Raw genomic sequence first — 13268 nt, 5'->3', positions numbered from 1 at the left:
TTTTTTCTTAGAGAATAAACTGCGACAAATCGCGGTTCACTACAATATCAGCCAGCTGCTTATCCACATAGGCAGCATCAATGACAACTTTTTTCTCTGTAAGTTCTGGAGCGGTAAAGCTTACTTCTTCCAACAATTTTTCCAGCAGCGTATGCAGACGGCGGGCACCGATATCCTCAGCCTGTTCATTTACATCACAGGCCAGCTGCGCCAAACGGGCAATGGCATCGTCCTTGAATTCCAGTTCCACATCTTCTGTTGCCAGCATAGCCTGATACTGCTTGATCAGTGCATTCTGCGGCTCCGTGAGGATTTTCTGGAAATCTTCCTTGCGCAGGGATTTGAGTTCCACACGGATGGGGAAGCGGCCCTGCAGTTCCGGAATCAGATCCGAAGGCTTAGCCATATGGAAAGCACCAGCAGCAATAAAGAGCACATGGTCTGTCTTTAAGGGACCATATTTCGTCATAACCGTAGAACCTTCCACGATGGGCAGGATATCGCGCTGCACGCCTTCACGGCTCACATCGGCACCAGAGCTGTTGCCCTTTACGGCCACCTTGTCAATTTCATCCAGGAACACAATACCGCTGTATTCAGCCACCTTCACGGCTTCATCGGCCACAGCTTCCATATCAATGAGCTTGTCTGCTTCTTCCTGCGTGAAAATCTTGCGGGCCTGTTCCACCGTAACCTTGCGCTTGCGATGACGCTTGGGCATGAGGTTGCCAATCATGTCCTGAATGTTGTCGCCCATGCTCTCCAGGCTGGAACCAGCAAACATGCCCACCATAGGCTTGCCGGAATCTTCTACATCAATCTCGATGGTTTCCTGTTCGAGTTCGCCTTTCTGCAAACGTTTACGCACCCATTCACGGCCAGCCTGATATTTGGGTTCTGCCGGCTGTTCTTTTTCTTCGCTGTCATCATCACTGCCGCCAAAGAGTCTGCCCAAAGGATTGGTATTCTTCTTCGGCTCAGGAACGAATACGTCCAAAATGCGTTCTTCGGCCATTTCCTTGGCCTTATCCTGTACGGATTCAATCCGCTGCTGACGCACCATGCGTACAGAAGTTTCTGCCAGGTCACGAATGATGGATTCCACATCACGGCCCACATAGCCAACTTCCGTAAACTTAGTCGCCTCTACTTTAATAAAGGGCGCCTTGACCAGTTTGGCCAGACGGCGAGCAATTTCGGTCTTACCTACACCGGTGGAACCTATCATCAGAATGTTCTTGGGTACTACATCTTCCTGCATATCGGAAGGCAGCTTGCGGCTGCGCCAGCGATTGCGCAGAGCAATGGCCACAGACTTTTTCGCCTCGTCCTGACCTACAATATATTTGTTTAATTCCTCCACAATCTGACGCGGAGTCTGTTCGTTTGTGCCAAAAAGTTCTTCCATTAGTCCAGTTCCTCCACTTTGATATTATGATTGGTAAATACGCAGATATCCGCTGCGATGGACAGGGCTTCTTTAGCAATTTCCCCCGCCGTCATTTCCGTATGCTTGGCCATAGCCCGGCCTGCAGACAGTGCATAGAATCCGCCAGAACCAATCGCGGCTACATCTCCGTCCGGCTCAATGACCTCACCATTGCCGGAGAGCATCAGCATGGTATCCTTGTCGGCTACCAAAAGCAGGGCTTCCAGCTTGCGCAGGATTTTGTCCGTACGCCATTCTTTAGCCAGCTCTACCGCCGCCCGCTGAAGATTGCCATTATACGCCTCCAGCTTGGCCTCAAACTTTTCAAATAACGTAAAAGCATCTGCCACTGAACCGGCAAAGCCTGCCAATACCTGATTATGATACAAACGGCGTACCTTACGGGCATTGGCTTTCATGATGGTATGTTCACCAAAAGTTACCTGGCCATCCCCCGCGATAGCCGTCTTGCCATTTTTGCGCACAGCGCAGATTGTCGTTGCATGAAATTGCGTTTCCATGTTCATCAGCCTCCAATAGCCGGCTTAAAGTCCTCAATAGCCTTTAACGCCCGCTCAGCTAGTTTCATTTTCTTTGCTTTTTTATCCTTGATGATTTTGCCGTTTTCATTGCGCATAACAATGGTGGGCAAAATGCCAAAGTTCACATTCATGGGCTGGAAATGCTTGGCTTCACTGGTGGTAATGTAGTGAGCCAGCGCCCCATGACAGGTTTCTTCCGGGAAGACCAACGGTTCCTTGCCCATGGCCATACGCGCGGCATTGACACCTGCTACCAGCCCCGAAGCCGCCGATTCTACATAACCTTCCACCCCCGTCATCTGTCCGGCAAAGAACAAATTATCAATGCCCTTGAACTGGAAGGTTGGACGCATATGCGTCGGCGAATTCAGGAACGTATTGCGGTGCATAACGCCATAGCGCAGGAATTCGGCGCTCTCCAGCCCTGGAATCATGCCAAAGACACGGCGCTGTTCCGGCCATTTGAGATGGGTCTGGAAACCGACAATGTTATATAGGGTTGCCGAGGCATTATCCTGCCGCAGCTGTACCACCGCATAGGGACGCACACCGGTTTCCGGATGCTCGAGCCCCACCGGCTTTAACGGGCCAAACAGCAGGGTATCTTCCCCACGGCTGGCCATCACTTCCACTGGCATACAGCCTTCAAAGAATTTTTCTTTTTCAAAATCCTTGGTCGGTGCTTTTTCAGCATTGACCAATTCCGTCCAAAACGCCTGATATTCTTCCTTGGTCATCGGACAGTTGATATAAGCCGCCTCGCCCTTGCCATAACGGGAAGCGCGGTAGGCCTTGGTCATATCCACGGATTCCAGGCTCACAATCGGAGCCGCTGCATCGTAGAAATAGAGGGAATCATTGCCCGTTAATTTGGCGATTTCCTCAGCCAGCTTGCCTTCCGTCAGCGGGCCGCTGGCCACAATGGTAATCGCATCATCCCGCAAGGGGATGGTTTCGATTTCCTCGTGAATAACGGTGATATTGGGGTGACTGCTCACCTTGTCGGTAATATACTGGCTGAACCCATGACGGTCTACAGCCAGTGCCCCGCCTGCCGGTACTTGCGTCGCATCGGCAGCTTCCATGATAATGGAACCCAGGCGGCGCATTTCCTCTTTGAGCACCCCCACGGCATTTTCCATACCGGCTCCCCTCAGGGAGTTGCTGCAGACCAGCTCGGCAAATTCTGCCGTCTTATGGGCAGGCGTGGATTTGACCGGACGCATTTCGTAAAGGGTTACGTTTGCGCCCATGTTGGCTGCCTGCCAGGCAGCTTCTGCACCGGAAAGCCCCGCCCCAATGATGATGATATCTTTCATTATTTCTTTTTCCCTTTTTTCGTCTTGCTTTCTTGTTCTGCCGCCTCAGCCTGTGCAGCTGCTTCCGCTTCCTTGGCCTTCTTGGCTTCCGCCCGCTGACGCATCTTCTCGAGTTCCTTGTTGATGGGGTGATCGATACGCGTCTCACAGGACTCATTGCTGCAATAGGTCAGGCCGCGGCCATTCTTATAATGATGCTTGAGCATAAATGCACCGCATTTCGGGCATTTTTCCTGCAGCGGCTGGTCCCAGGTCGTGTAATCACATTCCGGGTAATTCTTGCAGCCGTAGAACTTTCTGCCCCTATGCGACTTGCGCTCGACAATCGCCCCGCCGCATTTGGGGCACTGCACGCCGGTATCCACGAGCAGCGGCTTGGTGTTGCGGCAGTCCGGGAAGCCGGGGCAGGCCAGGAACTTGCCGAAACGCCCTTGCTTTACGACCATCATGCGGCCGCATTTGTCACAGGGAATATCGGTTTCTTCCTCCGGCAGTTCCACATGACCGATGGCTTCATCGGCCTTTTCCAGCGTAACGGCAAAGGGGTCATAAAATTCCTTAAGCAGATGATTCTTCTCCACCTTGCCTTCGGCGATTTCATCCAGCTCATTTTCGAGATCTGCCGTAAACTTCACATCAACGATATCCTTGAAGTACTCTTCCAGCATATCCACCACGACAAAGCCTAATTCCGTAGGCTGGAAATGCTTGTCAATGCGCTGGACATAGCCACGGGCCTGAATGGTTTCGATAATCGGCGCATAGGTACTCGGACGGCCGATTTCCTTTTCCTCCAGCGTCTTAACCAGCGAAGCATCGTTGTAGCGTGGAGGCGGTTCTGTAAAATGCTGCTGCGGCAGCATCTTGGCGATATTCAGTTCATCGCCTTCGGCTAAATCCGGCAGCAGTACATCTTTTTCCTTCTTGCTGCTTTCCGCACCGGCATATACGGCCGTAAATCCGGGGAACTTGAGCTTGGAGCCTGCGGCCTTGGCCGTATAGCGCTCGCCCGCCTTAATCTGAATGCTCAGCGTGTCATAGACAGCCGGTACCATCTGGCTTGCCGTAAAGCGCTGCCAAATGAGATTATATAGCTTGAACTGGTCTTTATTTAAGTGCTTCTCGACACTTTCCGGCGTCAGGTTCACATCCGTCGGGCGGATAGCTTCATGGGCATCCTGAGCCTTTTTCCCCGTCACATAGACATTGGCCTTGGGCGGCAGATAGTCTTCACCGAACTGCTCGCCGATAAAGGCGCGGGCATCGTTAAGGGCCACATCCGACAAGCGCGTGGAGTCGGTTCGCATATAGGTAATCAGACCTGTAGCACCATGACGGCCCAATTCAATACCTTCATAGAGCTGCTGTGCGAGCATCATGGTCTTGCGGGAGGTAAAGCCCAGTTTGCGGGCCGCATCCTGCTGCAGTGAGCTCGTGGTAAAGGGTGCTGCGGGTTTACGTTTGCGCTCGCTCTTTTTCACCTTGTCCACCAGAAGTCTCTGCTGCTGGAAATCAGCCACCAACGCTTCGGCTGCCTTCTCATCGTGCAGGTCAAGTTTTTCCCCATCCACATGCGTAAGCTCGGCCTCGAACATCGCGGACTTGTCCTTCCGCAGCTTCATGCCCACCGTCCAGTATTCCACGGACTCAAAGGCCTGAATTTCCTTTTCCCTGTCGCAGATAAGCTTGACCGTTACAGACTGCACACGGCCTGCCGAAAGGCCCTTGCGCACCTTACGCCAAAGCAGCGGCGACAGCTTATAGCCCACAATGCGGTCAAGCATACGACGGGCCTGCTGGGCATCCACCTGGTCAATATTGATGCTGCGCGGATGCTTTACTGCATCCTGAATAGCCGGTTTCGTGATTTCATTGAAGACAATGCGGCAGTCCTCTTCCGGATTTAAGCCCAGTATGAAGGACAGATGCCAGGCAATAGCCTCACCTTCACGGTCAGGGTCGCTTGCCAGATAAACTTTATCGGCATTTTTAGCATCTTTTTTCAGTGCCTTGATTAAGTCCCCTTTTCCCCGGATATTGATATACTTGGGTGCAAAATCGTTTTCCACATCAATGCCGAACTGGCTTTTGGGCAGGTCGCGCAAATGCCCCATCGAGGCCCGCACCATATATTTTTTCCCCAAATATTTTTCAATGGTCTTCGCTTTTGCCGGCGACTCCACAATAACCAAGGTCTTTTTTACCTTGCTCGCTTTGGCGCGAGGTTTCGCCTTGGCTTTTGCTTTTTCTGCAGCCAAACTTTCACTCCCTCTCGGCACGCCTAAAGGCATGCAGCTCGTTTTCTATCACAATCCCCTTTAGCTCCATTTGCAGAAGCAGATAGGATAAATTTGCTATTTCACCATCAGGCAGATTGTTCATGATTTCATCCATGCTCAATGCCTGATCAAAGGACAATACCTGATAAATCTCCTGTTCCTCCGCCGTAAGCTTTATAGCTGGCTTAGCGGAGGTTTTGGGCAGGGAAAGCTGAAATTCCTCCAAAACATCTTCCGCTTTGGCGACCAGTTTTGCCCCCTGCTGAATGAGGTGGTTGCACCCCGCACATCCCGGTGCATAAATACTGCCCGGAACGGCATAGACATCACGCCCGGCAGACAGCGCCATCTCGGCGGTAATCAGTGACCCCGAGCGGGCAGCAGCCTCCACCACCAGCGTCCCTTCCGCAAGACCGCTGATGATGCGGTTGCGGGCTGGAAAATACGCCGGCAAAGGCCGAGTTCCCGGCTCATATTCTGAAACGACCGCACCACCAGAATCGGCAATATCGTAAAGCAGCTTCCGATTCTCAGACGGATAGGCGATATCCACACCACAGCCTAAAACCGCAACCGTGCGCCCCGTTTTGAGCGCCCCTTGATGGGAAAAGGTATCAATCCCCCTGGCCGCACCACTGACCACCGTCAGCCCCGCTGCGGCCAGTTTTTCGCCAAAATCCAACGCCGTCGCCTGCCCATAGCCGGAGGACTTCCGCGCTCCTACCATAGCCACCCGCCGGGCATCTGGCTCTAGTATTCCCGTATAGTAAAGAATCACAGGTGCCGCATAGATTTCCCGCAGCACTTCCGGGTAGTTTTCTTCCATTATAGATACGGTAGAAATGACCTTCTTTTCACAGACCTTCTTTATCTCCTCGGGCACAGCCTCATGCTGCCGACAAAAATTTGCCAACCGCTCAGAGAGTCGCAGCGATAAAATCCTTGTCGCTGTCAAAACATCCCTATCCGCCCGCCAGACAGCCTCAGCACTTCCCAGAACTTCCAACAACTGCCGCAAATAACGACAACCAATCCCCGGACACCGCAGCATCGCCGCCAGATAAAAATTTTCTTCCCGACTTTCAGCCATATTATCGCCACCTAGTCTATACGTTATACAACCATAACAAAAATTTAGAAATTATGCAACACTTTACAGCTTTTATTCATAAATATTTTCCACCATTAATTACAATTTCCTTCTATTTCTAACAGAAAAATTCGCGCCTACAAGACGGAGGGGAGGGGCGGCAGTAACTTTCGTACGCTTAGACAAGCTTGCCAAACGCTCCCGAAAGCCACTGCCGCCCCTCCCCTCCTCACGTTTTATCTATAATGCTGCAATGTGAAAAAGCAACCATACTTGTTGGCCTAAATGCAGAAGATAGCAATATTTTTCACCACATTTGTCCCCTGCCTAAACAATGCTCCCTCTCATTTTAAGCTGTGTACTAAGCGCGGGTGCTGATGATGTTTTTCCGCAGCTTTTGACAAGCCTGTCTATGGCGAAGGAAAAATATCATCAGCAACCGCGCGCCTTAACATATCGATGTAATGCACGCAATAAGCCGCTGGGGCAGATGATGTTTTCCCGTCGCGTTTGGCAAGCCTGCCTAAGCAAAGGGAAAATATTATCTGCCCCAGCGGCGTCTCAGCACAACGATGTAATCTCCAGGTAATGTACAACCTAAAGCCCGGTGGGGCTGGTGATGTTTTCCGCAGCTTTTGACAAGCCTGTCTATGGCGAAGGAAAATATTGCCAGCCCCACCGGGCGCCTTAGCACTTAGCACATCGCTGTAATGTACAAATTAAGCCCGGCGGCTGATAATGCTTTCCGCAGCTTTTGACAAGCCTGTCTATGGCGAAGGAAAATATTGCCAGCCCCACCGGGCGCCTTAGCACTTAGCACATCGCTGTAATGTACAAATTAAGCCCGGCGGCTGATAATGCTTTCCGCAGCTTTTGACAAGCCTGTCTATGGCGAAGGAAAAGTATTATCAGCCGCCGGGCGTCTTAGTATATCGATGTAAACCGAGCCTTACTTCATGCGTTTAATCGTGAACCGCCCCGTCTCCACTTCTTTGCGATGACAATGCGGACACTCATTTTCGATAAGCCCCGTATACCCGCACACTGGGTCACGGTCCACCGGATGGTTGATGGAAAAATACCCCATATCCGCATCATGCATAGCCCGCACCAGACGTTCAAAGGCCTTCACATTCTTCGTCGGGTCGCCATCCATTTCAATGTAAGCAATATGACCCGCATTTTCCAGTGCATGATAAGGCGCCTCAATGCGAATCTTGTCGATGGCCTTAATCGGATAATATACCGGCACATGAGAACTGTTGGTCATGTAATCCCTGTCCGTAACGCCCTCAATCACGCCGTAAACCTTGCGGTTAGAACGCTGGAACTGGCCAGCCGTGGATTCTGCCGGCGTAGCAAAGCAGGACCAGTTCATATGCTCTTCTTCCGTATATTTATCCATGCGCTCACGCAGATGACCGACAATCTTGAGGCCCAATTCCTGCGCCTCAGCACTTTCACCATGGTGCTTGCCGATAAGCGCCTTGAGACACTCAGCCAGACCACAGAAGCCTACCGAATAGGAAGCATGTTTCAGCACATCCTTGATGCTGTCATCCGGACGCAGTTTTTCGCTGTCCATCCAAACGCCCTGCCCCATGAGGAACGGGTAGTTGTAGACATGCTTTTCTGCAATCACCGCCAGACGGGCCTGGATATAATCATGGCTGATTTCGATATATTTATCGTAAAGCTGCCAGAATTTGTCCATATCGCCCTTGGCTTCCAATGCCAGCTTAGGCAGGTTGATGGTCGTAAAGGCAAAATTGCCACGGCTGCCAGATTCTTCCGGGCCGTTTACATTGCTCATGACACGGGTGCGGCAGCCCATTGTAGCCACCGTGGAATTGTAATCCCCCGGCTTATAGTATTGCAGATTGTAAGGCGCATCGATGTTCACGAAGTTCGGGAACAGACGTTTGGCACTGACCTTGCAGGCCTGTTGGAACAAATCGTAATTGGGGTCTTCGGGATTATAGTTGACCCCGGCCTTTAACTGGAATACTGAAATCGGGAAAATCGGCGTTTCTCCGTTGCCCAGCCCCGACCAAATGGCATTCAAGACCTCGCGGGTAGCCAAACGGCCCTCGGGACTTATATCCATGCCGTAGTTCAGCGAGCTGAACGGCACCTGCGCACCTGCACGGCTGTGCAGGGTGTTGAAGTTATGAATCATCGCCTCCATGGCCTGATGGGTTTCTTCCACCACATCAGCGCAGGCCAGACGATAAACATTGCGTGCCAGACGAGCAGATTCGTCCACAGGCAGATGATAATGGTCAGTCATCACACATTCCAGTGCCTGCTTAATGGCCTGTACAGATTCAGCTGCCCGTGGGTCTTCCTTCTTTTCAGTATAGCTGCAGGCGCTGAAATCCATAGCCGGCTTGAACACAGCCTTAAATTCTTTTTCCGTACCGAAATCCTGCTCATCAAACTGGTACATCAGCGCCTTATGGGCTTCGCTGATAACGGCCTTGCGGAAAGACTTGCGCACACCATCGGCCATCGCATAGTCAAAGGCGTTGATGGCCTGGCCGCCGAACATATCGTTCTGATTGGACTGAATGGCAATCGCTGCCAAAGAGGCATAAGAACGAATGGAATTCGGCTCACGCAGGAAACCATGTCCCGTGGAAAAACCACCCTTAAAAAGCTTTAAGAGGTCAATCTGACAGCAGTTAAACGTAATCAGGGAGAAATCCTTGTCGTGAATATGAATCCAGTTCTCCTTATCCGCTTCCCGGAACTCATCGGTGAGCACATAATTATCCACGAAGTGCTTGGCTCCTTCAGCGCCCAGCTTCAACATAATGCCCATGGAAGCATCTGTATTGATATTGGCATTATCGCGCTTGGAATCCACATCTACGGCATCAGCAAAGAAAATATCCTTATAGGAAGACATGAGATGTTTCTGCGCAATACGGCGTTCCGCATGCTTCTGGCGATAGGTGATATACTTCTTGGCAATATCGTAGAAATCATACTTCATGAGTTCCTGTTCTACGATATCCTGAATTTCCTCAACGCTGACGTTTTCCCGGTCCTGAATATCCCATTCAACCTGACTGGTTACTTCGTCCACGTCTTTTTCCGTCATCTTTTTGCCAGCGTCTTTATTCGCACCTAAAATCGCATTGTAGATTTTTTCCCGATTATAAGGCACCGTATGGCCAGAACGCTTCGTCACTGTTTTTAAGTTCATATCTATGGATACCGCTATCTTGCGGTAATCCCTCACGCCCCCTCTACATCTTGTGGTTATTTAATGTCGTAACGGTATATATTGTAGCAAATAACGTACCTTTACGCAACGATAAAAATCAACAGGCAAAGCTTTTCCCGCATAAAAAAACGGCAGAATCCGCTGATTCTGCCGTCATACAGGCATTTTAACTTTTTGTGTCCTGCTGGCTGTTGCAGACTTCTAAAAGTCCAATCAACTTATACAGCAACCGGTAGAGTTCCTGCGCATCTTCCATCGGGAAATCGGTGATTTCCTGGGACATGGCCTGTGGAATCTTGGCAGCTGCCCTCTTCAGTTTACGGCCTTCCTCCGTAATACAGGCAATAACCACACGCTCATCTACCGTAGAACGTTCCCGCTTCAAATATCCCTTGCTTTCCAGCTTTTTCAAAAGCGGCGTGAGCGTCCCTGAATCCAAATGAAGTTTCCTGCCCAAATCCCGTACACTGACCTTGCCCTCTTCCCAAAGGACCATCATGGTAATGTACTGGGTGTAGGTAAGACCTAACCCATCGAGATGGGGACGGTATGCCTTAACGACTTCCCGGGCGCAGGCATACAAGGGGAAACAAAGCTGATTCTCCAAACGCAATGAATCTTTTTTGTCCATAAGAACTCCCTCATTTCTAAATTTTTACAACTATAATATTAGTACATATTTGTCAAAAAGTCAAGTATAAAACTATTTCGCAATACAGAAATTTAATGATTTTTTTCTGAAAATCATACTTTTTTCGGACACATGTCCTTTTTCTATAAATTGACTATGCCGCTAAATTCGTGTAAAATTGTCGGTGGATTTTCATTATATATAAAGGAAGAATGTTTATGACTATAACCAGCAATCAGCAAGATGCCTTTATCCGCCGTCTTGCGGCAGCGGCCAGCTACTTCTGCTGTCTTATCGCTTTTTACATCGATATCGGACAGGATATGGGGGCAAAGTACTTTATGCCCATTCTCATACCGGTTATCGCCGCTCTGATACTTACTCAGTACGCTACGCGGGTATCCATCTTCAGCCGGGCAGCTCTGCCCAACCTGTTGACCAGTTTGGGTTGGAGCATGACGTTCCCACTCCTCTATGCCTGGACCTATAACACCGGCTGGTATCCGTCAAAAATCTGTTTCGACTTCGTTGTGGGAACCGCTGCTTTTGTGCTCATGATGAGCATTGAAAGCGTACTTTCCCGGCTGGGCCACGTAAAGATAAGTTCCTTATTTATGGCACTCTTGAACTTTGCCGGCCTTGCCATTCCCTTTATCCAGTGGGTCTACTACTGCCTGTTCTGGCACTGTCTGACGCCGGCCTCACTTATGGCCCTGTACCTGACCAACTACAATGAGAGCATCGACTTTATCCAGTCCAATCTGGGGCTTTTCCCCACGCTTCTCATTATCGCCGGCTTTTCTCTCTTTATCTATCTCGCTTACCGGGCGCATCTGCATTTTGCCCGGCTCACGGAGGACTATGAAGCCAGCGCTCTGCGCCTTTCTACGCTGGGCGTGCTGACCTTTCTCTCCCTTTGGGCACATAGTTTCTACCTTCCTCTGACCTCTTTTGCTGAACTGTGGAATGATGTAACCACTTACGTAACTCAGACCCAGGAGTATAGCACAGGACATGACGAACGGTTCAACAGCCTGATTATCGATGCGGAAAATACGCTGGCGGCCAAGGCTCCCGGTACCGTTATCCTCATCATCGGCGAATCGGCTTCCCGCAACTATATGAAAGCCTATACGCCACAATTTCCCTTTGAGGATACCCCCTGGCTCAGTGAAAAACTGAGCAGCAATGCCCCTGGCTTTATCAGCTACTCCAATGCTTATGCCTCCTGGTCCCAGACCGTCCCCGTACTGCAGCGGGCGCTTACAGAACAAAGCCAGTACAATGGCAAGGAATTCTTTGAATCCGCCTCTATCCTCGATGTGGCCAAAAAGGCCGGCTATGAAACCTGGTGGTTCAGCAATCAGGGCCGCTACGGCCAGTATGACAGTGCCATCACTCTGGTGGCAAAAACCGCTGACCATGCCACCTGGACAGACGATTCTTACACGTTCACCGATAAATACGATGAATCCCTGCTGCCCTATCTTCAGCAGCTTGACCCGTCAAAAAATAATTTCATCGTCCTGCATATCATGGGCAGCCATATCTATTACAACAACCGCTACCCCGCTTCCTTTGACAAGTTCCAGACATTGGAGGAGGATTCCCGGGCTACCTCGACGCCCTCTTATGCCAACAGCATTCTCTACACCGATTATGTGGTGAGCCAGGTTTACGACTATGCGCAAAAGCACCTCAATCTGCAGGCTATGGTCTACTTCTCCGACCACGGCGAAAATTTGGAAATCTCCCATAATCCCGATGTATTCAGCTTCGACATGGTGCGGATTCCCTTCTGGGTCTACATTTCCCCGCAGTATCAGGAAACCATGCCCCGCCATACGGCGGCGCTCTATGAGCATCAGCACCGTTACTTTACCAACGACATGCTCTACGATACCATCTGCGGGCTCCTAAACGCCCCCTCCAGCCGCTACAATCCGGAACAGGATTTCGCCAGCTTCACCTATAGCTTTAACCGCGAAACCCTGACCACGATGCTTGGGCAGCACAAACTCACCGAAGACCCCGACGGCGCTCCGGAAGAAAATATATCCGAATAAAAATAGAGCATTGCTTCACTCACGAGGCAATGCTCTATTTGCTTTCTGTACGTTTGTCCTTACCAAACCACAACCAGAACAAGAAGGGAAAAACAACAAATTCCACCACCAGGATTATCGCAAACAATCCGTTGATAAAATCCCAACTAAGGAAGATAGACTCCTGCCTGGGCGGTGGCGGCCCTTGATGATGTTCCGGTACATAACCACCGACAATCTGTGGCTGTTCCTTAACCCCTGCTGCCGTAACCATCGATACAACCGGATTTTTCTCCCCCACTGTATCCTCTACAAAAAGCCCTGCCAAACAGGTCAGTGTCAACAACAGCACAGCCGCAATGCATAATGTCACTATCCCTTTTTCCAGGCGTCCCTGTTGACTCACCGTCCATCTCCCTCTCGTAAAATTTAATCTTTCTCTAAGAATATCTAGACAATACTTTACGCTCTTAAGCAATTTTTGTCAAATTTTCACCAGCAGTTCTAGCCACAAGGCGGAGGGACGGGGAGTCAATAACTTTCGTCTGCTTAGACAAGCTTGTCAAACGCTGCCGAAAGCCATTGCCTCCCCTTCCCTCCTTAGTTTCATCACCGCTATGTAATGCACGCAATAAGCCCGGCGGGGCTGGTGATGTTTTCCGCAGCTTTTGACAAGCCTGTCTATGGCGAAGGAAAATATT

At 50.4% G+C, this 13268-nt stretch carries 10 protein-coding genes; 1 reads left to right on the top strand and 9 read right to left on the bottom strand.

Going from position 1 to position 13268, the window contains the following annotated elements:
• Positions 1 to 7: 7 nt before the first annotated feature.
• The 7 genes from hslU to G598_RS0115055 all read right to left on the bottom strand — a co-directional run bounded on the left by hslU (position 8) and on the right by G598_RS0115055 (position 10522).
• The gene (gene hslU / locus G598_RS0115085; protein ID WP_026767616.1) at positions 8 to 1408 is read right to left on the bottom strand and encodes an ATP-dependent protease ATPase subunit HslU; all 1401 of its coding nucleotides are present in this window, start codon (positions 1406 to 1408) and stop codon (positions 8 to 10) included.
• Positions 1408 to 1950, bottom strand: a complete 543-nt coding sequence (gene hslV, locus G598_RS0115080; protein WP_026767615.1) for an ATP-dependent protease subunit HslV — start codon at positions 1948 to 1950, stop codon at positions 1408 to 1410. The genes hslU and hslV overlap by 1 nt, the downstream gene beginning before the upstream one ends.
• A 5-nt stretch (positions 1951 to 1955) precedes the next feature.
• On the bottom strand, positions 1956 to 3290 hold the full coding sequence (gene trmFO / locus G598_RS0115075; RefSeq protein WP_026767614.1) for a methylenetetrahydrofolate--tRNA-(uracil(54)-C(5))-methyltransferase (FADH(2)-oxidizing) TrmFO: 1335 nt from the start codon (positions 3288 to 3290) through the stop codon (positions 1956 to 1958).
• Positions 3290 to 5581, bottom strand: coding sequence for a type I DNA topoisomerase (topA, locus tag G598_RS0115070; protein WP_037364714.1), 2292 nt, complete (start codon positions 5579 to 5581; stop codon positions 3290 to 3292). The genes trmFO and topA overlap by 1 nt, the downstream gene beginning before the upstream one ends.
• A complete protein-coding gene (gene dprA / locus G598_RS0115065; protein ID WP_026767612.1) occupies positions 5553 to 6659 on the bottom strand; it encodes a DNA-processing protein DprA in 1107 nt (368 codons plus the stop codon). The genes topA and dprA overlap by 29 nt, the downstream gene beginning before the upstream one ends.
• 949 nt (positions 6660 to 7608) lie before the next feature.
• Positions 7609 to 9870, bottom strand: coding sequence for an anaerobic ribonucleoside triphosphate reductase (locus G598_RS0115060; protein ID WP_026767611.1), 2262 nt, complete (start codon positions 9868 to 9870; stop codon positions 7609 to 7611).
• 187 nt (positions 9871 to 10057) lie between these two features.
• Complete coding sequence (locus G598_RS0115055) at positions 10058 to 10522, bottom strand: MarR family winged helix-turn-helix transcriptional regulator (RefSeq protein ID WP_026767610.1); 465 nt, start codon at positions 10520 to 10522, stop codon at positions 10058 to 10060.
• A gap of 218 nt (positions 10523 to 10740) precedes the next feature.
• On the opposite strand from G598_RS0115055, the gene G598_RS0115050 reads away from it, so the two are divergent.
• Positions 10741 to 12588: a phosphoethanolamine transferase gene (locus G598_RS0115050; RefSeq protein WP_026767609.1), complete on the top strand. Its 1848-nt coding sequence runs from the start codon at positions 10741 to 10743 to the stop codon at positions 12586 to 12588.
• Positions 12589 to 12622: 34 nt separating this feature from the next.
• Here the strand turns inward: G598_RS0115050 and G598_RS0115045 are convergent, their stop codons facing one another.
• A complete protein-coding gene (locus G598_RS0115045) occupies positions 12623 to 12973 on the bottom strand; it encodes a hypothetical protein (RefSeq protein WP_026767608.1) in 351 nt (116 codons plus the stop codon).
• Positions 12974 to 13037: 64 nt separating this feature from the next.
• The coding region (locus G598_RS20140) for a hypothetical protein (protein WP_211221600.1) at positions 13038 to 13268 on the bottom strand (231 nt) is incomplete at its 5' end.

Origin of the sequence: Selenomonas ruminantium subsp. ruminantium ATCC 12561 (genome assembly GCF_000424065.1) — a bacterium.
In the GTDB taxonomy this organism is placed as follows: domain Bacteria; phylum Bacillota; class Negativicutes; order Selenomonadales; family Selenomonadaceae; genus Selenomonas_A; species Selenomonas_A ruminantium.
Note: the sequence above shows the minus strand (reverse complement) of the source record. Positions and strands in the feature narration are given on the sequence as shown.